This window comes from Calidithermus roseus, assembly GCF_003574095.1.
GTDB lineage: Bacteria > Deinococcota > Deinococci > Deinococcales > Thermaceae > Calidithermus > Calidithermus roseus.
In genome coordinates, this window is the sequence record NZ_QWLA01000058.1 from 1 (window position 1) to 24,127 (window position 24,127).

Consider the following 24,127-nt stretch of genomic DNA (forward strand, 5'->3'; position numbering starts at 1 on the left):
GCCCCTCTCCTTCCTGGCCCTCCACCTCCTTGCCTCCCTGCCCCCCCTGGATGGGGCGGGCCTTCCGGGTGCGGGGGGCGCCGATGCCGCCTTCGGCACCACCTGCTTCCTCCAAGGGCTCAGGAGGCTGGGGTTTGAGGCCGTGGTGGGCATGCGGCGGGACTGGCAGCTTTGGGGAGAGGGCACCCTGGAAGGACTCAGGCGCCAGGGGAACCGGGTCTACCTGCGGGGGTTTCCCCTCCCCCTCTGGGCCATTCCAAAAATTACTCACGGGAGGGAGCCAGGACCCCTCACCGCAGGCAGGTCCCGGGCGCTTAGGGATTGGACGTGGGCGGGTTGCCAAAACGGCGCTGCACCACTTGCCCTACGGCACCCATGAGCCCCCGGTCCTGGCCCTGCACGATCACCCGCACTCCCCCAGCGTTGCCGGTGCGCACGTCGACCGGCAGCGGGTAGGTGAGCTGGGCACCTGCGGGGGCGATGCCCTCGTAGAGTTGGCGCCCGTCGAGCGAGGTGACGCGAATCCAGGAGGGCTGCTCGACCCGGAGGACCAGCGTGTTGGTGTTGGGCTGGGAGGTGGTGTTCTGAGGGGGTGACGGGGGCTTGGCGACCTCGAGCCGCACCGTGAGGCTTTGGTCGGTGAGGAGGTTGAGGGTTTGCTGCTTAGGAACATAGCCCGGGGCCTCGACCCGCAGTACCCGCTCGCCCACTTCGACCGGGGCCTGGATGGGAGCGTTACCCAGCAGGAAGCCGTCGAGGTAGACCCGCGCGCCGGCAGGCTCGGTGCTCACCCGCAGCACCACCTGCTTGACCTCCGGGGCAACCGCGACCGTGGGCGGGGTTTCGCTGGAGCGTCCCTGGCGAGCGGAATACCACCAGAAAGCCCCGGCTCCCAGGAGCGCCAGGACCGGGAGCACCCACAGCCAGGGACTGCGCGGAGTGCGGGTGGGAATTCGGCTGGGGGGGGGCCGTTCGTCGGTGGGGATGGGGCCTGGGCTGGCTGGATAGAGCATCAGCAAGGGCTTGGGATCGAGCCCCAGGGCCTGGGCGTAGCGTTTGAGGTAACCCCGCGCCAGCGGAGCCTCCGGGAGTTCGTCGTAGCGGCACTCTTCCAGCGCTTCGAGGATGGCCCGCCGCACCTTGAGCCGCTCGGCAAGCTGGGCGAGCTCGAGGCCCTGTTCCTCACGGGCCTGGCGCAGGCGGTCTCCGAGTTCACACATCCCGGAATATTCTAAGCCCCTAGACCCTGAGCTGGGACAAAGCCGCGGCGATGCGGGCCGCGAGGCGGGAATTTTCCTCCAGCAGCCGCAAATTCACCTCCACCGTGACCCCACCCGAAAGCTCGGCCAGCCTCGAGAGCAGAAAGGGGGTCAGGGCCTTGCCGTGGATGCCGCTGCGGGCGGCTTCCTGGTTGGCCTGCTCGACCCAGCTTTGCACCTGCGCCCACTCCAGCCCTCGCGAAACTGGGTTCATCACCAGCGTGGCGCCGGGCAGCAGGCGGCGGGCCTGGGCGAAGACGGCGGCGGCCTCGGCGGGGGTTTCCACCCTGGCGGGCAGGTCGAAGGGCGACTCGCGGGTGTGGAAGGCCGGGAGTTTGTTGGTCTGGTAGCCCAGCAGGCTCACGCCGTAGCTCTCCAGGCGCTCGAGGGTCGCTGCCAGGTCAAGGATGCTCTTGGGTCCTGCCGAGACCACCGCGATGGGGGTGCGCGAGAGCTCGAAGAGGTCGGCGGATTCGTCGTAGGAGGCCTGCCCGCTGCCGGCGGGGTGCACGCCTCCGATGCCCCCCGTCGCGAAGACCGAAATCCCCGCCTTGTGGGCCAGGAAGGCCGTGGTGGCCACCGTGGTGCCGGCGTGCTTGCCCTGGGTCAGGATGGCTGCCAGGTTCCACAGGCTGGCTTTCTCCACGTGGGCGGCAAAGGCGATGGCCTCGAGTTGAAAGTCGGTGAGCCCCACCCAGATTTCGCCCTCCAGAATGGCGATGGTAGCAGGCACGGCTCCCTCCTCGCGCACGGCCTGCTCCAGCTTGCGGGCGAGTTCGAGGTTGGTGGGGCGGGGCAGGCCGTGGGTGATGACGGTGGACTCGAGGGCCACCACCGGCTGGTTGTTGGCCAGGGCTTCCTCAACTTCGGGGTGTAGGCGCATGTCTCTAAGAATACCGTTCACGGGCGGGGCCAGGCTATCGAGCCACGCTTGGCATCGCCCTTCCTTTTGCTCAGTCGAGCAGAGTGTATGCTTGGAGTCAGTGACTTATGAGCACCGTGAAGAACCCGCCTGAGCCCCGTCGCCGCATGGTCAGCCCCAACTTCATCACCGAGATCATCGACGCTGACCTCGAGGCGGGCCGCTATGAAAAGGTGGTGACCCGCTTTCCGCCCGAGCCCAACGGCTACGCCCACCTGGGGCACGCAATTGCCAGCTACATCGACTTCGGCATCGCCCACGACTACGGCGGGGTGTGCCGACTGCGCTTCGACGACACCAACCCCGAGACCGAGAAACAGGAATACGTCGACTCCATCACCCAGGACATGCGTTGGCTGGGCTGGGAGTGGGATGAGACCAGCTTCGCCTCCAACTACTTCGAGCAGCTCTACGAGATGGCCGTTCGGCTCATCAAGATGGGCAAGGCCTACGTGGACAGCGTCTCGCCCGAGGAGATGGCCCGGCTGCGCGGCAGCGTGGACAAGCCCGGCACGCCCAGCCCCTACCGCGAGCGCAGCGTTGAGGAGAACCTCGAGCTCTTCGAGCGCATGCGCGCAGGGGAGTTCCCCAATGGAGCCCACGTGCTCAGGGCCAAGATCGACCTGGCCAGCCCCAACATGAAGCTGCGCGACCCGGTGCTCTACCGCATCGTCCACGCCGAGCACTACCGCACCGGCAGGAAGTGGTGCATCTACCCCTCCTACGACTTCGCCCAGGCCACCTCCGACGCCCTCGACGGCGTGACCCACAGCCTGTGCTCCTTGGAGTTCGTGGACAACCGGGCCATCTACGACTGGCTGATGGACCACCTCTGGGGTCACCCCCCGCTGGACAGAACCCCCCGCCCCCACCAGTACGAGTTCGGGCGGCGCAGCCTCGAGTACACCGTGGTCTCCAAGCGCAAGCTGCGCAAGCTGGTCGCGGGCGGCTACGTGCGCGGCTGGGACGACCCGCGCATGCCGACCCTGGCCGGGCAGCGGCGCCGGGGCGTGACCCCCGAGGCCATCCGGGCTTTCGCCTCGCAGGTGGGCATCTCGCGCACCAACCGCACGGTGGACATCGGGCTGCTCGAGCACGCCATCCGCGACGACCTCAACCACCGCGCCCCGCGGGTGATGGCCGTGACCCGCCCCCTGAAGGTGGTGCTGGAGAACCTGCCCGAGGGCCACGAGCAGACCCTGCACCTGGCCTACTGGCCCCACGACGTGGTGCAGGAATCGCCCGACGGCTTGGTGGCCCTGCCCGGTGGGCGGCGGGTCAGGCCCGAGGAAGCCACCCGGCCCGTGCCCTTCACCCGCGAGCTTTACATCGAGCAAGACGATTTCGCCATAGACCCACCTCCCGGCTTCAAGCGGCTCACTCCGGGCGGGACGGTGCGGCTGCGCGGGGCGGGGGTCATTCGCTGCGAGCGCTTCATCACCGGCGAAGCCGGAGAGGTCGTCGAGCTGCGCTGCACCCTGCTGGGCGAGAACGCCAGCGCCAAAGGCGTGATCCACTGGGTCAGCGCCTCGCGCGCACTCGCGGCTGAGTTCCGCCTCTACGACCGGCTTTTTACCGTGCCCCACCCCGAGGCCAAGGAACACGAGGACGAGGAGACGGAGGACGAGGGTGGCCCCGCGCACGAAGACCGGGATTTCCTCAGCTTCCTCAACCCCAAGAGCCTCGAGGTCACCCACGGCTACGTCGAGCCCAGCGTGGCGGACGACCCTGCCGACACCCGCTACCAGTTCGAGCGCAGTGGCTACTTCTGGCGCGACCCCATTGACTCGAGGCCCGAGGCGCTGGTGTTCAACCGCATCGTGACCTTGAAGGACACCTGGGGCAAAGAGGCCGAACGCAAAACGCCAACCGCCAAGCGCAAAACGCCAACCGCCGAGCGCCAGAGGGAGGTGCCAGACCTCACCGCCGAGCAGAGGGAGGTGCTCGAGCGCCTCAAGTCCCAAGGTGTAGGGGAGGCCGAGGCCCTGGTCCTGGCGCGGGAGCCCCGGTTGGAAGCCTACCTCAGCGAAGCCGCGAAGCACGCTGAGATGGGTGCGTTGGCCGGTTGGGTGGTCAATGACCTGGGCCCGGCCATCCGTGAGGAGCAGGTCAGGGTCACTCCCGCTCAGCTTGCAGCGCTGGTTCGGCTGCTGCAGGGGGGTAGCATCAACACCCGTATCGCCAAGGACGTGCTGGCCGAGGCCCAGCAGAGCGGGGAGGACCCCGTGACAATCGTCGAACGCAGGGGCTTGCGCCAGCTCAGCGACGCGGGGACGCTCGAGCCCCTCATCGAGCGGGTCCTGGCCGCCAACCCCGACAAGGTCGCGGCCTACCGCAGCGGCAAAACCGGCCTGATGGGCTTCTTCGTGGGCCAGGTGATGCGCGAGACCCAGGGCCAGGCCAATCCCCAGCTTCTGCAAGAGTTGCTAAACCGCAAGCTGGCGGGGTGAGGGAAAAGCGAGCGCTCAGCTATTAGACCACCCCCACCGAGACGTACTTCACATACAGGTACTCCTCGAGCCCCCAGTGTCCGCCCTCGCGGCCAAAGCCGCTCTGCTTGACTCCGCCGAAGGGGGCCTGGGCGGTGGAAGGAACTGCGTCGTTGAGGCCGATGATGCCATACTCCAGCCGCTCGGCTACCCGGATGGCCCGGCTCAGATCCCTCGTCCAGAGGTAGGCCGCCAGGCCGTAAGGGGTGTTGTTGGCGGCCCGGATGGCTTCCTCCTCGGTCTTGAAGGTGATCACCGGGGCTACGGGGCCAAAGGTTTCCTCGCTCATGATGCGCATGTCCTCCCGCACGCCCGTCAGCACGGTAGGGGCGTAGAACAGCCCACCTGTGGCTTCCCCTCCCGTCAGCACGGCAGCGCCCTTGGCCCTGGCGTCCTCGACGTGAGCCTTGACCTTCTCGAGGCCCTGTGCATCCACCAGCGGCCCGATCTGGGTGCTGGGGTCGAGGGGGTCACCCACCTTGAGCCCGGCGGCAGCCTGGGCCAGCTTCTGGCTGAAGGCTTCGGCGATGCTCTGCTGCACGTAGACGCGGTTGGTGCACACACAGGTCTGGCCCGCGTTGCGGAACTTGCACGCCACCACGTCCTTGACGGCTTGCTCGAGGTCGGCGTCCTCGAAGACCAGGTAGGGGGCGTGCCCGCCGAGTTCCATGGAGACGCGCTTGAGGGTGTCGGCGCTCTGGCGGGTGAGGATCTTGCCCACCTCGGTCGAGCCGGTGAAGGTGATCTTGCGGATGCGCTCGTCGGCCATCATCACCCGCGTGAGGGCCACCGGGTCGGAGGTAGTGAGCACCTGCAAGACTCCGGGCGGCCCTCCGGCCTCCAGCCACAGCTCGGCCAGCTTGATGGCGGTGAGGGGGGACTGCTCGGCGGGCTTGAGGATGAAGGTGCAGCCCGCGGCCAGGGCTGGGCCGATCTTGCGGGTGACCATGGCGGCGGGGAAGTTCCAGGGGGTCACGCCGTACACCGGCCCCACCGGCTGCTTGATGGCGAACAGCCGCTTGTGAGCGAACTGGCTGGGCACCGTCTCGCCGTAGATGCGCTTGGCTTCCTCGGCGTACCACTCGACGAAGCTGGCCGCGTAGCGCACCTCGCCCAGCGCCTCGCTGACCGGCTTGCCCATCTCCATGGCGATGGTTTGGGCCAGGGTCTGCTCGTCACGCAGGATCAGGGCATGCCACTTTTTCATCAATGCGGCGCGCTCGTAGGCGGTGGTATCGCGCCAGGTCTCGAAGGCCGTGACCGCAGCCTCGATGGCCCGCCGAGCCTCGGCCTCGCCGCAGTCGGCCACCTGGGCGATGGCCTCGCCCGAGTAGGGGCTATACACCGCAAAGGACCGGGCGGTGCCGACCCACTCGCCGCCGACGAGGGCCTTGGTGTTGAAGGTGATCTCCTTGATGCTCATGGCAACCCCATTCTGATCCTCGAGCGGGCGGCGGGGGGTGTATCAACCTGCAATCTGGGTCGATGGTCAGTGGCCAGGGGTCGTACGCAAGACGCGAATGGCTCTTGGCCATCGGCGCCCCTTCACCTTTCGAACCCGAGGCCATGCGGGTCTCGTGATACTTTGTTGCCGTGCATCGCTACGCCGTGGCTATGGGTTCCAACCTGGGGGATCGCCTGGGGCATCTGCGGCGCGGGGCGGAGCAGCTGAAGCAGGAGGCGAAGGCGCTCGATGTGCTCCTGAGCCGGGTGTACGACACCGATCCGGTAGGCGGTCCCGCCGGTCAGGGGGCCTACCTCAACGCGGCGGTGGTCTTCAGGAGCGAACTCGAGCCCACGGAACTGCTCGAGCGCCTGCTGGACATCGAGCGCCGGGAGGGGCGGGTGCGGCTGAACCCCAACGACCCGCGCACCCTCGACCTCGACTTGCTGTTGTGCGACAACTTGCGTCTGGAGCGACCCGGACTGGTGATCCCTCATCCCCGCATGCACCTGCGGGCTTTCGTGCTGGCTCCGCTGGCCGACATCGCGCCGGATTGGGTGGTTCCGGGTCTGGGTCAGACCGTAGAGGCGTTGCTGGCGAAGTTGGACACCGCGGGAATCCGCCCCACCGATTTGCGGCTGTAGGTTGGGGTCAGGGGGTGAGGGCCTGGGGCGTGCGGCTATCGGCGGCTTCCGTGGAAGCCTATCCCCTCAGCGCCAGGCTGCGGTAGGGCTCGGGCAACTCGCCCACCGTGAGCAAGGAGCCGGTGAGGACCACGGGCTGGTCGGGGGTGGCGTGCTCGAGGGCTTGCTCCAGCGCCTCCGGAATGCTGGGCATGGCCTGTACCCTCAGGCTCAGGCGGTGGGCTACCTCGAGCAGCTCTTCCACCGGGCGGGGGCTGGTGCGCGGCTGGCTGACCCACAGGCGCTCGACGTGCTCCTTGAGGGGCGGCAGGAACTCGGCGGGGTCATGGTTGGCCTTCATGCCCACCACGAAGAGCCCCTTCTGGCCGGGGAAAGCGTGTTGCAGGGCCTCGGCCAGCACGCGAGCGCCGTCTTGGTTGTGGGCCACGTCGAGCACCAGGGTGCGGGGAGGGTGCTCGATTCGCAGGACCTGGAAACGGCCCGGAAGACGGGCCTGCTCGAGGCCCCGGCGCAGGGCTTCTTCGGGAATCGCCAGCCCCTGCTTTCGCAGCAGGTTGAGGGCAGCGGCGGCCACGGCGGCGTTGGCGTGTTGGAAATGGCCCTGCAGGGCCAGGCGCAGCCCGATCAAGGGCACCTCGGGCAGCCAGATCGAAAGCCCGCGGGCATCGGAAGCGTAGTAGGCGTAGCCGTCGGCGCGACGCTCCGCAGCGGGCTCGACTTTGTACAGCGGACACCCCTGCTGGCGGGCCACCTCCTCGATGGCCTCGAGGGCTTCGGGTTGGGTTACGCCCGTCACTACGGGAACGCCCGGCTTGAGGATTCCGGCCTTCTCGAGCGCGATCTGGCGCAGGCTATGGCCCAGCACCTCCTGGTGGTCGAGGCCGATGCTGGTGACGACGGCGACCAGCGGGGGTGGGATGACGTTGGTGGCGTCGAGCCGCCCCCCCAGGCCCACCTCGAGCACCGCCACCTCCACCCCCTCCTCGGCGAAGTGACCGAAGGCCGCGGCGGTGATCAGTTCGAACTCGGTGGTCTGGCCGTAGCGCTCGTCCTGGGCCAGCTCCTCGACCACGGGCTTGAGGCGCTCGACCTGCCGGGCGAAGGCCTCGGGGGGGATCAGAGCCCCGTTCACCTGGATGCGCTCGCGGAAGTCGAAGAGGTGGGGGGAGAGGTAGCAGCCGGTGCGGTAGCCCGCTTCGCGCAGCGCCGAGGCGATGAAGACGGTGGTCGAACCCTTGCCGTTGGTCCCGGCCACGTGGACCGCGCGGAAGGCCGTGTGGGGGTCGCCCACCCTCCGCAACAGCTCACGAAAGCGCTCCAGGCCGAGCCGAATACCGAACTTGAGCAGGGAAGCGCTGTAATCCAGGGCCTCGCCGTAGTTCATCGCCGCCTCGAGGTCTCCGCGAACACGTCCCGCACCACGCCGGGCAGGGGGGCGTGGGGCTTGTGCACTCGCACCACCAATTTTTGCACATCGGCAAAGCGCTTCATGATCTCCTCGGCCAGGTGGTCGGCCAGAGCTTCGATGAGGTAGAAGCGCTGCTCGGTCGCGATCTTCTGCACGAAGCGAAAGACCGATCCGTAGTCCACGGTGGAGGTGATGACGTCGGGCTTTCCTTCGAAGGCCACCTCCATCTCCACGTCCACCACGAACCGCGCCCCCAGCTTTTCCTCCTCGGCGTGCACGCCGTGGCGGGCGTATAGCTCGATGCCTGCGAGCACGACCCTACCCATGCGCGACCTCCTGAGCCCCCAGGGCGTTCCACACCGCCAGCGCTTCCCGGTGGGCCCTCACGTCGTGAACCCGCAGGATGTGCGCTCCCCGGCTCACGCCGAAGAGGTGGGCTGCCACCGTGCCCATCACCCGCTCCTCGGCCACTTCCACCCCGGTCAGGGTGCCGATGAAGCGCTTGCGGCTGGCCCCCAGCAGCACCGGGTGGCCCAGCGCGGCGAGTTCGTCCAGGCGGCGGATGAGCTCGAGGTTGTGCTCCGGCGTTTTGCCAAAGCCGATGCCGGGGTCGAGGACCACCTGCGGCACCCCGGCCTCCAGGGCCTTGCGGGCCTGGGTTTGCAGAAATTCCCTGACCTCGGCTACCACGTCGGCATAGTGGGCGTGCTGCTGCATGGTGGCGGGGTCGGGGACGGGCATGTGCATGATCACGGCGGGAGCTTCGTAACGGGCGGCCAGCGCGCTCATGCGCTCGTCGCGCAGCCCGGTCACGTCGTTGAGCAGATGAGCCCCCAGGGCCAGGGCCTCGGCGGCCACCTCCGGCTTGCGGGTGTCGATGCTGATGGGCACTCCCAGCTCCAGGAGGGCCTCGAGCGTTGGCAGCACCCGACGCTTCTCCTCCTCCGCGCTCACCGGCTGGGCTCCGGGGCGGGTGGATTCGCCCCCTATGTCGATCAGGTCGGCTCCTTCGGCCACCATCTGCCGCGCCCGCTCCAGCGCCGCTTCGAGTCGGTGGTACTTGCCTCCGTCGGAGAAGGAATCTGGGGTCAGGTTGAGCACCCCCATCAGCCGGGGCCTCGAGAGGTCGAGGGTGTGCTCGCGCAGGTGTAAAAGCACGCGCTTATGCTACAGACGCCAAACGCGAAACGCTACAGGGTCGTACGCAAAGCGCCCAATGCTGTAGGGGGCGTACATGGCCGCCTATCCCTTCTCATCCGTGATCCACAGCCGGGCATAGGGCTCCAGCCGCACCAGGTGGTGCTCGATGGGCACGAGCTGGCCACTGATGCGGTCTAAAGGCAGGCTCAGGCCCTGCTGCCAGAGCACCTCGGCGGGGTAGTACTGGACCTCCTCGCTGAAGTTGTACAGCGCCACCAGATTGCCCAGCGGATGACGGCGCACGTAGCCGAAGACGTGCGGGTTGCGCGGCTCGAGGATCTGCGCCTCGAGGGCGGCGTGGAAGTGGGGGGTGGAGCGGCGCACGCGGATGAGGTGCAGCAGGCCGTGGTACATGCGGCCTTCCGGCGAGGCGGGGTCGGCTTTGGCGCGGGCGGCTTTGGCCCAGTCCATGTGCGGGCGGTGGACCCAGCGGTTATCCTCGGCGTGCTCGGGCTCCTCGAGGTAGGAGTAGTCGTTGAGCAGGGCCAACTCGTCGCCCATGTACAACAGGGGAATTCCGCCAAAGCCCAGCACCACCGCGTGGCCCAGCAGCAAGCGCTCGAGGCTGAGGTGAACCTGCCGGGGGTCGTTCTGTTCGAGGGCCTGCTCGAGGCCCGCCAGGCTGGCCCCCGATCCCGAGATGCGCCGGTCGCCGGTGCGGGGGTTTTCCTGGAAGACCAGGCCCCGGCTGGGGGAGGTGGGGAAGCGTCCGGAGTAATAGTCCGACAGGAAGCGGCGGTGGGCCTCGCCCGAAAGCCCCACCCGCGCCGCGTCGTCGTCGGCGATGGCCCAGCCGATGTCGTCGTGGCAGCGCAAATAGGTGCACCAGGCGGTGTTGGTGGGCTTGACGGGGAAGCGGCGCAGGGCCTCGCTCATCAGCCGCACGTCGCGCGAGGCCAGGCTCGACCAGATCTGCACCATCAGGCTGTTGTGGTAGGCGGTGTCGGAGACTAAGCCGAAGTGTTCGCCCTGGCCCAGGTAGTGGATCAGGTCGTCGGGGGCCACGATGGCCTCGGCCTTGAACAGCACCGCCGGGGCCACGATGCGGGCCACGGCGCGCAGGGCTTGGGTGATAGCGTGCACCTCGGGCTGGTTCTGGCAGTTGGTGCCCAGGCGCTTCCAGATGAAGGCGATGGCGTCGAGGCGGAAGACCTCCACGCCCCGGTTGGCCAGCCAGAGGATGAGGTCGGCGAACTCGAGGAAGACCTCGGGGTTGGCCCAGTTGAGGTCCCACTGCCAGCGGTTGAAGGTGGTCCACACCCACTTGCCGCTCGCCTCGTCGAAGGTGAAGTTGCCCGGGGCGAAGTCGGGGAAGACCTCGGGCAGGGTCTTCTCGTACTCGTCGGGGAGGGTGCGGTCGGAGAACATGTGGAAGTAGTGCTGGTACTTCGCCTCGCCCGCCCGAGCCCGCACCGCCCACTCGTGCTCCTGGGCCACGTGGTTCAGAACCAGATCACAGCACAGCGCGATGCCCCGCGCGCGCAGCTTTGCGGTGAGGGCCTCGAGGTCGTCCATGGTGCCCAGGTCTTCGCGCACCGCGCGGTAGTCCATCACCGCGTAGCCGCCGTCGTGGGGGGCCGGGCGCGGCTTGAGGAAGGGCATGAGGTGCAGGTAGCGCACGCCGAGTTCCTCGAGGTAGTCGAGCCGCTCCTCGATGCCCTTGAGCGTTCCGGCGAAGCGCTCGGTGTAGGCCACGTAGGCGATCATCTCCGGGCGCTGGAACCAGTCGGGGGCCAGCAGGCGCTTGGCGTCGAGGCGCTTGAGGTCGGCGGGGCGGGCGCGGTAGGCGGTGACCAGGATGGGCAGCAGTCGTTCCAGCAACCCTTCCGCATCGGCGTAGACCGGCTTCAGGCCGGTGTATAGCTCGGGCAGGTAGCGCTCCAGGCGCAGGCTGAAGGTCTCGAGGTCGCTGCCCGAGAGGTCGGCTTGGGCCTGGACCAGCAGGCGCTCGAGCAGGGAGCGCAGTTCGGCGGGGAGCGGGGTAGAGAACATCGGTCACTCAGGCTACCGCAAAGGCTACGCTCCCCGAAAGCACCCCGAAAAACCACTCCTTACGTTAAGGGAAAATACAGAATAAATCCTGCTAAACTGGATGGCATGGGTCGCCAGTACGACCACAGCCGTTCGTACGACGGCCACCGACACATTTCAAGCTACCGCCCTCACCGGGAGGAGCTCAGCCCTGAGCAGCAGCACGCCCTGGAGCAGCACCGGGAAGAGTACCGCCAGCGCCAGGCGGCCCAGGCGGCCGAGCAGACCCGCCGGCAAGCTTTCCGCGAGAAACACCCTCAGCGCTGGACTTACGTGTGCCAGGCCTCCATCGCCGGGCAGCCCTGCACCCTGACCCTACAAAGCCGCGACGGTGAACTGGAGGGCCGCGCCGCCTATCCGGCCCACGGCTACACCACGCGGTTGGTGGGCCAGGCGGGAGAGGGGCAGGCCAGGTTCACCGAGTACAACGCCCAGGGGCGGCGGCTGGGGGAACTGCGCTTGGAGGCCCGTGACCTACGCCAGTTCGCCGCCCGCGGACACCTCCACGCCCAGTGGCGGCCTGCCGGGGGCGGCCGGGTAGAAGAGGTTTACCTGCGCCTGGAGCACGAGCACCTGCCGCTGGACGGCGGCTTCCCCGCCCTGCCGGAGGTGGTCGCGGCCCCGGCTAAGCCTCCCAAAGCTCACCCTCCCCGTTCCCAAGGCCGGCCAATGGGCGAGAGCCTCGAGCGCAAGGCCCAGCGCCTCGCCGAAAACCTCGCCTCGGTAGGGGGAGGCCGCGCCGCTGCCGCCGCCGAACTGGCCTCCTCGACGGACCTCGAGCGCGAGAGGGTGTTGCGCTACCTCCAGGAGAAAGCCCCCAGGGCCTTCGCCGAAGCCCTCCGCCTGGGCTATTCCCTGCTGCCTGTCGCCGGGCTGCAAGCCCAGGGCGCCCCCCCGCCCGCCCGCACCTGGCGGGAGACGGGCCGCCTCAAGGGCAACCCTCCGGTACGCAGCGAAACCGAACCCCCCAACAAGAACATCGTCGAGGACGAGCGGGAGTACAAAGCCATGCTCGCCAGCGCCCAGACCCTGCTGCAAGAGCAGCGCGCCCGCGCCCGCCGGATGCTCTCCCCAAACGACAAGGAAGTCCTGGACTACCGCTACTGGTTCGCCCAGGTCTACAGCCACGTCACCGAGAACGAAATCCTCTTCGCCCAGGAGCGCACCTACTACTACCCCACCTACGTGCTGTGGTGCGTGCTCTACTTCGACAAGCTCTACGAGGACAACCTGGGAGCCGTCGCCAGCAAGCAGGAGCCCCACTGGCGCGAAGCCTTCAAGACCGCCACCGCCCAGAAGCAGATGGAGAACATCCCCGGCCAGGTCGGCAAGATCGTCTTCTCGCTGGTGGCCTCTATGCTGGCCCACATCCGCTTCGACCTCCCCCGCGCCGAGGCCTGGGTTTTCGAGCGCTACCGGGACGCCTACGGGGCCCGCCTCGAGGACTTCCGCCCCGACTTCTTCGCCATGGGCGGCGTCTTCGACAACGCGACCCGCCAGATGTTCGCCGACATCGAGCGCCTGCTGCGCCTCATGGGGACTTCCTTCGACGTAGAGCTTGCCAAGTTGTTCAAGCAGGGCGGTCTCTCCGAACACGCCATGCGCGACCTGCTGGGGGCCAGCATGAACCGCGAACGCCTGGCGACCTGGCACCGCGCCGAGCGGATGGTGGCCGAGGGCAAGGCGGGCGAGGACCCCTACCGGCTGCAAAACGAGCGCCTGGTGGGCGATGTCACCCGCAAGGACCACCTCTCGGGAACCGTCGGGGCCATCGGCGTCAACCGGCCCGGCCTCGAGGGCATCACCAACAGCAACGCTGTTGACCACGTTCTCGGCTACCTCAAGGAGGGCAACAATGCCATCGGTAGCCTCCTCCTTGACGGGCTGGACGACCTCATCGGCGGGCTGGTCGGCCAGGCTTCGGTCTCGGACGAGGCCATCCGCTCCTGGGACTTCTACAAGCGCTCCTCGATCCTCATGGAGTTCCAGAAGGGCGAGATTGCCCAAGCCGCCCTTCTCGGCAGCCCCGGCTCCCCAGGCCTGGCCCAGGACTTCATGCTGCGGATCGTGGAGGCCTCGAGGCAGATTGGCGACCTGGCGCTCCTGATCGATAGCGTGGACGCTTACTCGCTGGTGCGGCTGTTCGACGGGGAGCGGAGAGAGCGGCTGGAACGCCTGTTGGCTCGGGAATACTACCCCAAGCTCACCCTGATGAACGCGGCTAACCAGATTGCCAAGTGGATGGAGGCGGGCACAGAAGAGATAAATAAACAATCTGCACGCATAGTTTATCTCTATAGCGCCCAAAGCCCAGAGAAGAAAACGCGCTTGGATGAGGTGTTGACTCAGCGCTACAACATCCAGCCAAAGCAATTCTTGAGGTAAGCCATGCAGCGATCCTTGCTAACGGCCTTGGCCATGGTGGCCGTGCTTGGCATGGCCGGGGGGGTGCTCATGCTCTCGCGAAGCGGTTCCCACGTCTACACCGACGACCTCAGCGACCCCGTGGAGGTCGCCGACAGCTACGTCAAGGCCTCGATCCTCAACGACCTCGAGCGGGCGGTGTTCTACTGGACGGGCGACCGGGAGGCCTACCGCAAGTCGGGCTTCGGCCGGGTGTTCCCCTCCCTCCCGGCCATCGCCCGCAGGAATGGCCTGCCGCTGGAGGACTACCGCTGGAGGCTGGGCCCGGCGCGCGTGGAGGGGGGCGTGGCCCTGGTGAGGGTGGAGCTCGAGATCATCGACACCACCGCGATCGCGGCCAGATTCGAGGAGCTCTGGGGGCTTCGGCCCGACAAGGACGGCAGGATGCCGGACGGGCCCCCGGACCCCAACCTCACGGAAGAGGAAGCCTGGAGGCTCGCCCGCAACGACCCCAGCGTGGGCTGGGACCGCTTCGAGCACGACCTGAAGCTCAACCGCACCGAGAAGGGCTGGACCGTCGACAGCGAGAACGCCAAGCGGCTGGACGACATCATCTGGTACGGGTACGAGCGCCCCGACTGAGCCATGCAGCGATCCGTGCTAACGACCTTGGCCATGGTGGCCGTGCTCGGCATGGCCGGGGGGGTGCTCATGCTCTCGCGAGGCGATTCCCACGTCTACACCGACGACCTCAGCGACCCGGTGAGGGTCGCCGACAGCTACATCCACGCCCTGCTGCGGAAGGACCTGGTGCGCATCGCCTACTACTGGACGGGGGACCCCAAGGCCTACGAGAACTCCTTCTTCGGCCGCTTCACCCCCTCGGTGCTGCGCGCGGCCCGGCGGGAGGCCCTGCCGCTGGAGAACTACCGCTGGAGGCTGGGCCCGGCGCGCGTGGAGGGGGGCGTGGCCCTGGTGAGGGTGGAGCTCGAGATCATCGACACCACCGCGATCGCGGCGAGGTATGAGGAATTAAGGGGGCTTCGCCCCGACAAGGACGGCAGGATGCCGGACGGGCCCCCGGACCCCAACCTCACCGTCGAAGAGGCCTGGAGGCTCGCCCGCAACGACCCCAGCGTGGGGTGGGACCGCTTCGAGCACGACCTGAGGCTCAACCGCACCGGGAAGGGCTGGCTCATCGACATGGAGGCCGACGACCGCCTCATCACCATCCTCTACCGAGGGTACGACCCCGATGCCGACCCGGACCGCTAAGCCTTCCTCGGATCATAGTTGAGGCTACGTATTCCGCTCGCGGCTTTATGATAGCCCTATGGTGGATTACGACCTTTCCGACAACGCCTTGGTGGGGCTGGTGACCCTGGCCCTCGAGGGCGCCCAGGGACTGCGCCTGGCCCAGTCCGGGGCCCGCAGCGTGGGGGAGATGATCTCCGGGCGGCGCGGCAAGCCGGTGCGGGTCGAGCGCGAGGGGGATTCCCTAAGCGTCGATCTCAATGTGTGCGTGGACTACGGCCAGCCCATCCCCGAGCTCGCCAGGAACGCCCAGCGCACCGTGGCCGAGGCCCTGAGCGCTTCGACCGGGCTCAAGGTGCGGGCCGTGAACCTCACGGTGGTGGCGGTGGAATACCGGGAGGGCGGCAGTGCGGCGTAAGGCGCGCGAACTGGCCTTCAAGGTGCTCTTCGAGTACACCAACGGCGGGGGCGACCTCGAGGCCGCCTGGAAGCACGCCACCCAGGACCTCGAGGGCGACGACGAGACCTACGGCGACCGACTGGACCAGGAGAGCTTGGATTTTGCCCGCAAGCTGATCGAAGGCTATGGCCGTGAGGCCGCCGCCGTCGATGCGGTGCTCAAGGCCACCATCGAGGGCTGGAGCTTCGGCCAGATGGCCAAGACCGACCTGGCCATCCTGCGGCTGGCTGCCTACGAGATGCTCTACGAACAGACCCCCCACCCCCCCCTCATCGAGGTCGCGGTCAAGATCGCCAAGCGCTACGGCGGCGAGGACTCAGGCCGCTTCGTCAACGGGGTGCTGGCCCGATTGCTCAAGCGCATCGAGGCGGGGGAAATCCAGACTTCCTCCAGGTCCTGAAGCAAGGGTGAGCGGTAGGGGGCAGGGGGCGGATGCGCCTCCACCGCCACCTCCTCCGAACGCTAAACTTTCAACGAGGGGTGTTTGCATGCTCGAACTCGCCGGCCCTCCCGTGGCCGAAGCCGTTTACGAAGAACTCAAGGCTAAGCTGACCCACCTGCCCTACGTGCCTCACCTGCGGGTAGTGCGGGTAGGGGAGGACCCGGCTTCGGTGTCCTACGTACGACTCAAGGACCGCCAGGCCCGAAAGATCGGCCTCAGCAGCCAGGTAGACGTGTTCCCCGAAGACACCAGCGAAGCGACACTGCTCGAGCACATCGCTCGCCTCAACGCCGACGACGGGGTCGACGGCATCCTGGTGCAGTTCCCCACGCCCAAGCAGATCCGGCAGCAGGCGGTGCTCGAGGCCATCGACCCCGCCAAGGACGTCGACGGCCTCACCCCCGTGAGCGCGGGGCGGCTGTGGAGTGGGCAGGAGGCGCTGGAGTCGTGCACCCCGGCGGGCATTATGCGCCTGCTCAGGCACTACAGCATCACCGTGGCGGGCAAGGAGGTGGTCATCGTCAACCGCTCCAACCTGGTGGGCAAACCCCTCGCCGCCATGATGCTGCGCGAGAACGCCACCGTGACCATCGCCCACTCCCGCACCCGGAACATGGCCGAGGTCACCCGTCGGGCCGAGATCCTGGTGACGGCGGTGGGGAGGGCCGGTTTCATCACCCCCGAGATGGTGCGCCCTGGCGCGGTGGTGATCGACGTGAGCGTGAACCGGGTGGGCCGCAACGAGCAGGGCCGCGACATCCTGGTGGGCGATTGCGCCCCGGAAGTGGCGCGCGTGGCCTCGGCACTCACCCCGGTGCCCGGCGGAGTGGGCCCCATGACGGTGGCCATGCTCCTTTTCAACACCGTGAAGGCCGCCATGCGCCGCCGGGGCGAGTCTGGGACGGTCCCCATCACGACGGGCAGCCCTGTAGAATAGCCCGAGTCAATCCGCTATGGCTGAACTCCTCTCCAACCAGGTGCTCTGGACGGCCTTGCTGGCTACCGCCTTGGCTCAGATCCTCAAGCTGTTCGTCTATTACTACGTCGAGCGTCGCTGGGAGTGGGAGCGGTTGATGGAAACCGGTGGGATGCCCTCCTCGCACTCGGCTACGGTGGTGGCCCTGGCGGTGGGCATCGGCATGGCTGAGGGTTGGGGCAGCACTTTCTTCGCCATCGCAGTGGTGCTGGCCACCATCGTGATGTACGACGCCACCGGCATCCGCCGTGCTGCTGGGTTGCACGCCGCCCGCCTCAACGACCTCTTCGAGGAGCTGCGTACCGTCATCCAGCGCGGTCCCGAGCAGGAACCCCTTAAAGAACTGCTGGGCCACACCTACCTCGAGGTCGCGGTCGGGGCGATCTTGGGCGGGCTCTTTGCCTGGCTGAGCTTTAGCCTTTTTTGAGCCAGAGCCGAAGCTCCGACTCCAACCTTCCCGTTTCCCGCCCCTGGAGTTTATACTCGGCGGGTAATCCGAGGAGCATGGCAATGGGGCGTTGGGTCGTGCTGGGAGTGCTGCTGCTGAGCGGATTTTCTTTGGCTGCTTCGCTCGAGGCTCAAGTGCTGGGCCTGATCAACCAAGCCCGGGCGCAGGGGGTGCGCTGTCCGGGGGGTGGGGGCGGCTTGAAGCTCCCGGCCCTGAAGTACGACGCGGTGCTGGCCAAAACGGCTTTGGGTCATGCCATTAACATGGGTCAGAAGGGTTTTCTCTCCCATTACTACGGCGGGGTTGGCCCCAGGGTGCGCCTCAGTCGCGCCGGGTATCGCTACACGCGCATGTCGGAGATCATCTTCAAGGGAGGAAGCCCCAGCCCCGCCAGGGCGATTCGTTGGTGGCTGCGCTCGGGCGTACACTGCCGGGCCATCATGAACCCCTACTACAAGGAGTTCGGCGCGGGTTTCTCCCCCGTGGGCAACGCCTGGGCGGTGGTGCTGGCTCAGCCCCGTTAAGGCGTCTTGCGGTTGACAATCGTGATCAGCACGTAAAAAGCGATGCTCTGGAGCACCGGGAAGGACAGCAGGGTCAGTCCGCCGGGCCTCCAGGCGAAGAGCAGGATGGGGATTACCGTGCCCACCAGGGGAATCCACATCAAGTTAGTGAGCTTGCGGGCTTTGAGCAGGCGATAGGCGGCGTAGAGGTTGAAGGCCGAAAAGGCCAGCAGCAAGAACCAGGCGACGGCGATGGTGCTCATCGCCGCCCATTATTCCCCATCATTCACGTCGGGGAGTATCCTCGGTATGCATCCCGTTGGTCCGCTCCGGCAAGACCGAGGAGGTTGTCATGGTTGTGGTTCGGGACGTGTTCCAGCTTCACTTCGGCAAGACCCGCGATGCCCTGGCCTTGATGAAAGAGGGTCTGGCGATCGAGCAGCGCATGGGCTACCCCCTCTCGAGGGTCATGGTGGACGTGGCCGGTCCCTACTACACCCTGGTCAACGAAAGCCACTTCGAGAGCTTGGCCGATTTCGAGGCCTCCCTCGCCCGAATGGGCCAGGATGGCGACTGGAGGGCCTGGTACGCCCGCTTCGTGCCGCTGGTGCGCGAGGGAAGGCGCGAGATTTACCGGGTGGTCGAAGTCTGACGGGCTCAGCCCTCAGCGAAGGGCGGGCACGGGGGCCTGCCCCTACGGCGTTGGACGTTCGGCGTTTAGCATTTTGCTATAGGCTCTCGACCATCGACGTAAGACGCTAGACTATAGCGGAGTCCGAGCTATAATCTTATACCAAGTATAAGTTTGGAGGCTTGATGCTGAGCGTACCCGAGAAAATCCTCTTCCTGCTCCTGGCTGCTGCTGCCGCTTACTTCGGCGGCGTGGCGTTTTACCGCGTGTACAGGGCCATCGCGCGGGGTAAGCCCGAAAACCGCTTCGACCGGCTGCCTGCGCGGCTGGGCAGGGCCCTGTGGTTGGTGCTGACCCAGCAGACGGTGTTCAAGAAGCGTCCGTGGGTTTCGCTGCTGCACGCCTTCGTGTTTTTCGGTTTCGTGTTTTATCTGCTGGTCAACTTCGTGGACGTGCTCGAGGGCTATTTCCCCCTCCAGACGCGGGGTGGCTGGTTCTGGAACGGCTTCAACCTGGTAGCCGACGTCCTGACCGCGCTGATCCTGGTGGGCATCGCGGGGCTCATGCTGCGCCGCTACGTGACCCGGCCAAAAGACTTCTCCTGGCGCGAGAACGTTCCCCTGCACGAGCAGGTGCGCTCGGGGATTCCCCGCGACTCGGGGATCGTGGGGGCCTTCATCACCTTCCACGTGGGCTCGAGGCTGCTCTCCAAGTCGTCTCAGGCCGCCGACGTGGGGCCAGACCCCTACCAGCCGGTGGCTTCGGCTATCGGAAGCCTGCTGGGCAACCTCGAGGGGCGCGAGATCGTCTTCCTCGAGCACCTCTTTTGGTGGTTCGCCCTGGGCTCGATCCTGCTGTTTTTGCCCTACTTTGCCCGCTCCAAGCACATTCACCTGTTCCTGGCTCCGCTCAACATCGCCTTCAAGAAGGAAAAACCCGGAGCGCTGCTGAGAGTGGACTTTGAGGAGGCCGAGGAGAGCGGGCTGGGCGTGGCCCGGCTCGAGGACTTCGCCTGGCCCCGGCTGCTCGATGCCTATAGCTGCATCATGTGCAACCGCTGCCAGGAGGTCTGCCCGGCTTACGCTACCGGCAAGGCCCTGAGCCCCGCCGCCATCCTGATCAGCGAGCGCTACGAGCTCAACCAGATCCTCCCCGGTTTCGCCAAAGGGGAGCCCAGCCCCAGGGCGCTGATGGACTTTGCCCTCAACGACGAGGCGGTGTGGGCCTGCACTACCTGCAACGCCTGCGTCGAGGTTTGCCCGGTGGGCAATGAGCAGATGCTGCACATCGTGGACGTGCGCCGCGAGCGGGTGATGATGCAGGGTGAGTTCCCCGCCCAGCTCTCTCAGGCTTTCAGGGGCATGGAGCGCAACGGCAACCCCTGGAACATGAGCCCGGACAAGCGCATGGCCTGGGCCGAGGGCTTGCCCTTCGAGGTGTCTACCGTGGAGCAGAACCCCGAGGCCGAGGTGCTCTACTGGGTGGGCTGCGCCCCCAGCTACGACCCCAGGGCCCAGAAGACCGCCAGGGCCTTCGCCGAGATCCTGCACGAGTCGGGGGTCAGCTGGGCCGTCCTGGGCAAGCGCGAGAAGTGCACCGGCGACGCCGCCCGCCGTGCGGGCAACGAGTACCTCTTCACCCAACTGGCCGAGGAAAACGTGGCCACGCTCAATGCCGCGATGGAGGCCAAACCCAAGACCATCGTCACCACCTGCCCCCACTGCTTCCACACCATCGCCAACGAGTACAAAGACTTCGGCGGGGTCTATACGGTCAAGCACCACAGCGAGTACATCGCCGAGCTCATCGACGCCGGGCGTTTGCAGCCTCTTCCGGTGAACGGTGAGGTGACCTACCACGACCCTTGCTACTTAGGCCGCCACAACGGGGTCTTCGCCCAGCCCCGCGAGGTGCTCAAGGACGTGGGCCTCGAGCTCACCGAGCCTCCGCGCCACGGCAAGGACTCCTTCTGCTGCGGAGCCGGAGGGGCCCAGTTCTGGAAGGAAGAGGAGCCGGGCACCGAGCGGGTGAGCGCCAACCGCTACCGCGAGCTCAAGGCCACGGGGGCCGGTACCATCGCCGTGGGCTGCCCCTTCTGCATGCAGATGATGAACGTGGAAACCGCCCAGGAGCCCGAGGGCCAGGCCCCGCAGGTGCTCGACCTCTCCGAACTGGTGCTGCAGGGCATCCGCAAGGGCAAGGAGGCCGCTGGGTAGGTCACAGACTAGATCGGCAGTGTTATATTTTATTCAGAACCTATGGCTCTGGATTTGCTGCCACCATACGTACATGAGCACTACGAAGTTCACGAATGGAAACATGCGTCTGCAATCTTGAAGACAGATTTCCCAAGCGAATGGAATGACATTGTGGAACTGCTGCTTCAGTTCAAGCTTTGCAAGAGCTGGATTACCGATGCTGGAGGGAATAGGTCAAAGGTTTCACGAGCTATAGATGGGTTTCTATATTCGCGGGGTTGGGTTGAGAAGCAATTCAACACCTCGGTGATCGTTGATGAGGTAGAGCTATCTTCTCCTACCCATCAAGTTGACTGCTACAAAAATCGCGTAGCTCTCGAGCATAGAGTGGAACAATAAGGATCCGTTCTTTGATCGGGATCTCAATAACTTTCGCCTGCTCTTTGAGCTGCGTGCCATAAGTGTCGGGGTCATCATCACTCGCTGTGATGAACTCCAGGATATTTTTGATGGGTTGGAGCGTGGTAGTTCTTATGGGGCTTCCACTACTCATATGAGCAAGCTCCTTCCACGTATAGCCGGTGGTGGTGGGGGCGGTTGTCCTTTGCTCGTGTTCGGCATAAAAGCGTCATTGTTCGACGAGGGGTGTTGATTATGGGAAAGATAAGCGCTGCACAGGACTTCGCAAACATCGTTCCTCAGCGTGGCTATGGCGCGATACTGGCTGATCCTCCCTGGCAGTTTGTCAACCGAACTGGAAAGGTTGCCCCTGAACATAAACGCCTGAGTCGCTACCCCACCCTGACACTAGATGAAATCAAGGAAATCCCTGTGTCACTCGTGGCGGCGGAAAACAGCCACCTCTATCTCTGGGTTCCAAACGCCCTACTCAAGGAAGGTTTGGAGGTTATGGAGGCATGGGGATTCAGGTATAAGACAAATCTGATTTGGCATAAGATTCGTAAGGACGGAGGCCCTGACGGCAGAGGGGTTGGATTTTACTTTCGCAACACTACCGAAATGGTGCTGTTTGGTGTCAGGGGCTATCTACGAACCCTGAAAAGGGGTAGAACCCAGGTTAACATCATCAAAACGCAAAAGCGTGAACATTCACGTAAGCCGGATGAGCTTTACGAGATCATTGAGAGTTGTAGCCCAGGTCCTTACCTTGAGTTATTTGCAAGAGGGCAGCGACCCAATTGGGATCAATGGGGTAATCAAGTCGAGGATTACACACCGACCTGGCCGACGTATGCCAATCACAGTCAATCAAAAAAACTCGATCCTGATGAAGTGCGGCCCTACTTGCTCCTGAACTGACTATTGATGGCGGTCCGAGAGTCCTATCTTTCACCACACACGCCTGCCTCGCTTCGCAAGCGTGTTCCGGCCCACCATCGTGCCTTCACCAAAACTACAAACTCGAGCGGTACCCTCGAGGGTAACCATGGCTTTTCAGGCGCCGCAGTTGCTGCTGTTGTTATTGCTTTTGCCCTTCCTGGTGTGGGAGTACCGCCGCAGGATCGGCAGGACGGCCTCGAGCGCCTACGTGCTTTTCCCCAACCCCGCTCAGTTTGCTCCCATTCCCCAGTCCCCTTGGAAACGGCACCTGGGGGCGGGGCTGTACTTCGCGGCCCTGGCTCTGGGCATCGTGGCGCTGGCTCGTCCCCAGGCCACCCTTCTGATGCCCGACAACCTGGCCGGGGTCGTGCTGACGATTGACATCAGCCTCTCCATGCGGGCCACCGACATCGATCCCAGCCGCCTCGAGGCGGCCAAGGCCGCAGCCCAAAGCTTCGTGAAGGCCCTGCCGCCCGGTGCCAAGGTGGGGCTGGTGAGCTTTGCGGGGTACGCCACTACCGAAGTCCCCCTCACCACCGATCATCAGCGGGTCCTCGAGCAGATCGAAAACCTCGAGCTCGCGCGCAGGACGGCGATCGGCGAGGGTCTGCGCGAGAGCCTGGCGGCGTTCCCCGTGGACGCAACGGGCAAGCCGCTGGGCCCTTCGAGCGTGGTGTTGCTGTCGGACGGGCGCAACAACTGGGGGGTGGAGCCGCTCGAGGTCGCCGAACAGGCCAAGGAGATGGGGGTGGTGGTCCACACCATCGGCCTGGGCAGGCGCCAGAGTGAGGATGATTTTTACTTCAACAATTGGATGGCCTTTGACGAGCATACCCTGCGCGCCATAGCCGAGGCCACGGGTGGGGAATACTACGCTGCCGAGTCGGCCCAGGCGCTCCAGGAGGCTTACCGCAGGCTGGGCAAGGTGGTGGGGTGGAAGCCCACCCGCACCGAGGTGAGCGGCGCGGCCAGCCTGCTGGCCGGTTTGATGCTGGCCTCGAGTCTGCTGGTGTCGAATTGGCGGCGCAGGGTGGTATGAGGCGCACTTCCCCCGCACGCGCGGCTGAGAGGCAGCTTAAGGCCAGATAAAAAACCCAATTCACCCCAAGGGGGCTGCCCGGCGCGTACACTGGCCCCTAAGGGCCATGTTCAGAACCGCGTTGATCTGCCTTGCCTTGCTGACTCCCCCGACCTGGGCGGCAGAACTCGATCCTCCGCGTATTGGGGACCAGCCTGGTTACACACGGGTGGTGCTGGAGATCCCGCCAGGGGCTCCGTTCCGGCTCGAGCCCCTAGGACCGGCGCTGCGGGTGATACTGCCCCGTCAAAGCGTCAAGCCCGAGGTCAGGCGGGTGGGCACGCCCGAGCTGAGTGGCTATGTCCTGGAGCAGAAGGAGGACGGCGCGGTCGTCACCCTGCTCACGCCGCAGGGGGTGGGAAAGAGCTGGGGCTTCCGCAAGATCGGGCTGGCCGCGGCTGCGGGAGCGAAGAGGGAGCGGTTGGTGCTGGACGTTTCGGGGGCTTTCGTGGACCCCGCGCCCTTGCCGCAGTTACCTCCCTTCAGCTTCGTCAAGGCTTCGGGCAGGCTTTTCTCAGTGGTGCTGGACGCTGGGCACGGGGGCCCCGATCCTGGGGCGATGGGCCTGGTGATCGAAAAGGAGGTCAACCTCGAGGTCGCCCGTCGGGTGGGCAGCTTGCTCGAGGCCGCCGGGGTCGAGGTGACCTACACCCGCCAGGGCGACTTCGCCTTCTCCTCGGACAAGCGCACCGACCTCTCGCGGCGGGTGGCCCTGGCCCAGGGCAAGAACCTCTTCGTCTCCATCCACGCCAACGCCGCGCCCAGAGGCAAGGAGGATGCGTGGTGCGGCCTGGAGGTCTACTATTTCGGCCCCTCGAGCAAGCCCGTGTACCCGGCAGCCCTGCCACTGGAGGTGCTACCCCAACCGGTGCTGGCCCAGACTCCTCCGGCCCCGCCTGCCGAAGCTGCGTCCCCATCCCCTTCCGCCGACCCCTCATTCCCTGAACCTGCACCCACCGAGACCACGTCCACCTCTGCCGATGCCGTGCCCCCCGAGCCCCCGCCCCTGCCCGTGATCCCTGAGGTGGCCATGGG

25 protein-coding genes and 1 pseudogene are annotated in these 24,127 nt (G+C 66.1%); 18 read left to right on the forward strand and 8 right to left on the reverse strand.

Features of this window, described 5'->3' with window-relative positions; translation table 11 throughout:
- Positions 1-250 (forward strand): annotated as a pseudogene (locus tag Mrose_RS19450) (transposase); the annotation flags it as partial.
- A gap of 64 nt (positions 251-314) precedes the next feature.
- Here Mrose_RS19450 and Mrose_RS13360 read toward each other — a convergent pair.
- Positions 315-1,220, reverse strand: coding sequence for a helix-turn-helix domain-containing protein (locus tag Mrose_RS13360; RefSeq protein WP_119279034.1), 906 nt, complete (start codon positions 1,218-1,220; stop codon positions 315-317).
- A gap of 19 nt (positions 1,221-1,239) precedes the next feature.
- Positions 1,240-2,142 (reverse strand): pseudouridine-5'-phosphate glycosidase, encoded by a 903-nt coding sequence (locus tag Mrose_RS13365; protein WP_119279036.1) that lies wholly within the window; start codon positions 2,140-2,142, stop codon positions 1,240-1,242.
- Positions 2,143-2,249: 107 nt separating this feature from the next.
- Between Mrose_RS13365 and Mrose_RS13370 the strand changes: the two genes are divergently transcribed.
- Entirely contained in the window at positions 2,250-4,631 is a 2,382-nt protein-coding gene (locus tag Mrose_RS13370; RefSeq protein WP_119279038.1) for a glutamine--tRNA ligase/YqeY domain fusion protein, read from the forward strand.
- A gap of 22 nt (positions 4,632-4,653) precedes the next feature.
- Here Mrose_RS13370 and Mrose_RS13375 read toward each other — a convergent pair whose 3' ends face one another.
- Positions 4,654-6,093: an NAD-dependent succinate-semialdehyde dehydrogenase gene (locus Mrose_RS13375; RefSeq protein ID WP_119279040.1), complete on the reverse strand. Its 1,440-nt coding sequence runs from the start codon at positions 6,091-6,093 to the stop codon at positions 4,654-4,656.
- 170 nt (positions 6,094-6,263) lie between these two features.
- Here Mrose_RS13375 and folK point away from each other — a divergent pair, with 170 nt between their 5' ends.
- Entirely contained in the window at positions 6,264-6,758 is a 495-nt protein-coding gene (folK, locus tag Mrose_RS13380) for a 2-amino-4-hydroxy-6-hydroxymethyldihydropteridine diphosphokinase (protein ID WP_245969913.1), read from the forward strand.
- A gap of 58 nt (positions 6,759-6,816) precedes the next feature.
- Here the strand turns inward: folK and Mrose_RS13385 are convergent, their stop codons facing one another.
- The 4 genes from Mrose_RS13385 to Mrose_RS13400 form a co-directional block, all read right to left on the reverse strand.
- Positions 6,817-8,142, reverse strand: a complete 1,326-nt coding sequence (locus tag Mrose_RS13385; protein WP_119279044.1) for a bifunctional folylpolyglutamate synthase/dihydrofolate synthase — start codon at positions 8,140-8,142, stop codon at positions 6,817-6,819.
- On the reverse strand, positions 8,139-8,492 hold the full coding sequence (gene folB, locus Mrose_RS13390) for a dihydroneopterin aldolase (protein WP_119279046.1): 354 nt from the start codon (positions 8,490-8,492) through the stop codon (positions 8,139-8,141). The genes Mrose_RS13385 and folB overlap by 4 nt, the downstream gene beginning before the upstream one ends.
- Positions 8,485-9,273, reverse strand: coding sequence for a dihydropteroate synthase (gene folP / locus Mrose_RS13395; protein WP_182482815.1), 789 nt, complete (start codon positions 9,271-9,273; stop codon positions 8,485-8,487). The genes folB and folP overlap by 8 nt, the downstream gene beginning before the upstream one ends.
- A gap of 135 nt (positions 9,274-9,408) precedes the next feature.
- Positions 9,409-11,358, reverse strand: a complete 1,950-nt coding sequence (locus Mrose_RS13400; protein ID WP_119279050.1) for an alpha-amylase family protein — start codon at positions 11,356-11,358, stop codon at positions 9,409-9,411.
- 105 nt (positions 11,359-11,463) lie between these two features.
- Between Mrose_RS13400 and Mrose_RS13405 the strand changes: the two genes are divergently transcribed.
- The 8 genes from Mrose_RS13405 (at position 11,464) to Mrose_RS13440 (ending at position 17,865) form a co-directional block, all read left to right on the forward strand.
- Positions 11,464-13,782, forward strand: coding sequence for a DUF5995 family protein (locus tag Mrose_RS13405; RefSeq protein ID WP_182482814.1), 2,319 nt, complete (start codon positions 11,464-11,466; stop codon positions 13,780-13,782).
- A 3-nt stretch (positions 13,783-13,785) separates the two neighbouring features.
- Positions 13,786-14,403, forward strand: coding sequence for a hypothetical protein (locus tag Mrose_RS13410; protein ID WP_147371655.1), 618 nt, complete (start codon positions 13,786-13,788; stop codon positions 14,401-14,403).
- 3 nt (positions 14,404-14,406) lie between these two features.
- Positions 14,407-15,036, forward strand: coding sequence for a hypothetical protein (locus tag Mrose_RS13415; RefSeq protein WP_147371656.1), 630 nt, complete (start codon positions 14,407-14,409; stop codon positions 15,034-15,036).
- Between the two features lie 58 nt (positions 15,037-15,094).
- Positions 15,095-15,433 (forward strand): Asp23/Gls24 family envelope stress response protein, encoded by a 339-nt coding sequence (locus tag Mrose_RS13420; protein ID WP_119279057.1) that lies wholly within the window; start codon positions 15,095-15,097, stop codon positions 15,431-15,433.
- A complete protein-coding gene (gene nusB, locus Mrose_RS13425) occupies positions 15,423-15,875 on the forward strand; it encodes a transcription antitermination factor NusB (RefSeq protein WP_119279059.1) in 453 nt (150 codons plus the stop codon). The genes Mrose_RS13420 and nusB overlap by 11 nt, the downstream gene beginning before the upstream one ends.
- An 88-nt stretch (positions 15,876-15,963) precedes the next feature.
- Positions 15,964-16,854: a bifunctional methylenetetrahydrofolate dehydrogenase/methenyltetrahydrofolate cyclohydrolase gene (locus tag Mrose_RS13430; protein ID WP_119279061.1), complete on the forward strand. Its 891-nt coding sequence runs from the start codon at positions 15,964-15,966 to the stop codon at positions 16,852-16,854.
- A gap of 16 nt (positions 16,855-16,870) precedes the next feature.
- Complete coding sequence (locus Mrose_RS13435; protein ID WP_119279063.1) at positions 16,871-17,320, forward strand: divergent PAP2 family protein; 450 nt, start codon at positions 16,871-16,873, stop codon at positions 17,318-17,320.
- 83 nt (positions 17,321-17,403) lie between these two features.
- Positions 17,404-17,865, forward strand: a complete 462-nt coding sequence (locus Mrose_RS13440) for a CAP domain-containing protein (RefSeq protein WP_119279065.1) — start codon at positions 17,404-17,406, stop codon at positions 17,863-17,865.
- Here the strand turns inward: Mrose_RS13440 and Mrose_RS13445 are convergent.
- The gene (locus Mrose_RS13445; protein WP_119279067.1) at positions 17,862-18,107 is read right to left on the reverse strand and encodes a hypothetical protein; all 246 of its coding nucleotides are present in this window, start codon (positions 18,105-18,107) and stop codon (positions 17,862-17,864) included. The two genes, Mrose_RS13440 and Mrose_RS13445, sit on opposite strands and share 4 nt — an antisense overlap.
- Before the next feature lie 89 nt (positions 18,108-18,196).
- Here Mrose_RS13445 and Mrose_RS13450 point away from each other — a divergent pair, with 89 nt between their 5' ends.
- The 7 genes from Mrose_RS13450 to Mrose_RS13475 all read left to right on the forward strand — a co-directional run.
- A complete protein-coding gene (locus Mrose_RS13450; RefSeq protein ID WP_147371657.1) occupies positions 18,197-18,496 on the forward strand; it encodes an NIPSNAP family protein in 300 nt (99 codons plus the stop codon).
- Between the two features lie 164 nt (positions 18,497-18,660).
- Positions 18,661-20,691 (forward strand): (Fe-S)-binding protein, encoded by a 2,031-nt coding sequence (locus Mrose_RS13455; RefSeq protein ID WP_119279071.1) that lies wholly within the window; start codon positions 18,661-18,663, stop codon positions 20,689-20,691.
- 42 nt (positions 20,692-20,733) lie between these two features.
- Positions 20,734-21,072: a BglII/BstYI family type II restriction endonuclease gene (locus Mrose_RS19830; protein ID WP_220452331.1), complete on the forward strand. Its 339-nt coding sequence runs from the start codon at positions 20,734-20,736 to the stop codon at positions 21,070-21,072.
- Positions 21,056-21,325 carry a BglII/BstYI family type II restriction endonuclease gene (locus Mrose_RS19835; RefSeq protein ID WP_220452332.1) on the forward strand — a complete coding sequence of 90 codons (270 nt, stop codon included), beginning with the start codon at positions 21,056-21,058 and terminating at the stop codon, positions 21,323-21,325. The genes Mrose_RS19830 and Mrose_RS19835 overlap by 17 nt, the downstream gene beginning before the upstream one ends.
- Positions 21,326-21,327: 2 nt before the next feature.
- Positions 21,328-21,993: an MT-A70 family methyltransferase gene (locus tag Mrose_RS13465; RefSeq protein WP_119279073.1), complete on the forward strand. Its 666-nt coding sequence runs from the start codon at positions 21,328-21,330 to the stop codon at positions 21,991-21,993.
- 127 nt (positions 21,994-22,120) lie between these two features.
- The gene (locus tag Mrose_RS13470) at positions 22,121-23,053 is read left to right on the forward strand and encodes a VWA domain-containing protein (RefSeq protein WP_119279075.1); all 933 of its coding nucleotides are present in this window, start codon (positions 22,121-22,123) and stop codon (positions 23,051-23,053) included.
- 106 nt (positions 23,054-23,159) lie between these two features.
- The coding region (locus tag Mrose_RS13475) for an N-acetylmuramoyl-L-alanine amidase family protein (RefSeq protein ID WP_245969915.1) at positions 23,160-24,127 on the forward strand (968 nt) is incomplete at its 3' end.

Excerpts from the sequence above, each read along its gene's own strand:
- Mrose_RS13360 (WP_119279034.1), bottom strand. The coding sequence starts at position 1,220 with ATGTGTGAACTCGGAGACCGCCTGCGCCAGGCCCGTGAGGAACAGGGC.
- Mrose_RS13365 (WP_119279036.1), bottom strand. The coding sequence starts at position 2,142 with ATGCGCCTACACCCCGAAGTTGAGGAAGCCCTGGCCAACAACCAGCCG.
- Mrose_RS13370 (WP_119279038.1), top strand. The coding sequence starts at position 2,250 with ATGAGCACCGTGAAGAACCCGCCTGAGCCCCGTCGCCGCATGGTCAGC.
- Mrose_RS13375 (WP_119279040.1), bottom strand. The coding sequence starts at position 6,093 with ATGAGCATCAAGGAGATCACCTTCAACACCAAGGCCCTCGTCGGCGGC.
- Mrose_RS13385 (WP_119279044.1), bottom strand. The coding sequence starts at position 8,142 with ATGAACTACGGCGAGGCCCTGGATTACAGCGCTTCCCTGCTCAAGTTC.
- folB (WP_119279046.1), bottom strand. The coding sequence starts at position 8,492 with ATGGGTAGGGTCGTGCTCGCAGGCATCGAGCTATACGCCCGCCACGGC.
- folP (WP_182482815.1), bottom strand. The coding sequence starts at position 9,273 with ATGGGGGTGCTCAACCTGACCCCAGATTCCTTCTCCGACGGAGGCAAG.
- Mrose_RS13400 (WP_119279050.1), bottom strand. The coding sequence starts at position 11,358 with ATGTTCTCTACCCCGCTCCCCGCCGAACTGCGCTCCCTGCTCGAGCGC.
- Mrose_RS13405 (WP_182482814.1), top strand. The coding sequence starts at position 11,464 with ATGGGTCGCCAGTACGACCACAGCCGTTCGTACGACGGCCACCGACAC.
- Mrose_RS13410 (WP_147371655.1), top strand. The coding sequence starts at position 13,786 with ATGCAGCGATCCTTGCTAACGGCCTTGGCCATGGTGGCCGTGCTTGGC.
- Mrose_RS13415 (WP_147371656.1), top strand. The coding sequence starts at position 14,407 with ATGCAGCGATCCGTGCTAACGACCTTGGCCATGGTGGCCGTGCTCGGC.
- Mrose_RS13420 (WP_119279057.1), top strand. The coding sequence starts at position 15,095 with ATGGTGGATTACGACCTTTCCGACAACGCCTTGGTGGGGCTGGTGACC.
- Mrose_RS13430 (WP_119279061.1), top strand. The coding sequence starts at position 15,964 with ATGCTCGAACTCGCCGGCCCTCCCGTGGCCGAAGCCGTTTACGAAGAA.
- Mrose_RS13435 (WP_119279063.1), top strand. The coding sequence starts at position 16,871 with ATGGCTGAACTCCTCTCCAACCAGGTGCTCTGGACGGCCTTGCTGGCT.
- Mrose_RS13440 (WP_119279065.1), top strand. The coding sequence starts at position 17,404 with ATGGGGCGTTGGGTCGTGCTGGGAGTGCTGCTGCTGAGCGGATTTTCT.
- Mrose_RS13445 (WP_119279067.1), bottom strand. The coding sequence starts at position 18,107 with ATGAGCACCATCGCCGTCGCCTGGTTCTTGCTGCTGGCCTTTTCGGCC.
- Mrose_RS13450 (WP_147371657.1), top strand. The coding sequence starts at position 18,197 with ATGGTTGTGGTTCGGGACGTGTTCCAGCTTCACTTCGGCAAGACCCGC.
- Mrose_RS13455 (WP_119279071.1), top strand. The coding sequence starts at position 18,661 with ATGCTGAGCGTACCCGAGAAAATCCTCTTCCTGCTCCTGGCTGCTGCT.
- Mrose_RS19830 (WP_220452331.1), top strand. The coding sequence starts at position 20,734 with ATGGCTCTGGATTTGCTGCCACCATACGTACATGAGCACTACGAAGTT.
- Mrose_RS13465 (WP_119279073.1), top strand. The coding sequence starts at position 21,328 with ATGGGAAAGATAAGCGCTGCACAGGACTTCGCAAACATCGTTCCTCAG.
- Mrose_RS13470 (WP_119279075.1), top strand. The coding sequence starts at position 22,121 with ATGGCTTTTCAGGCGCCGCAGTTGCTGCTGTTGTTATTGCTTTTGCCC.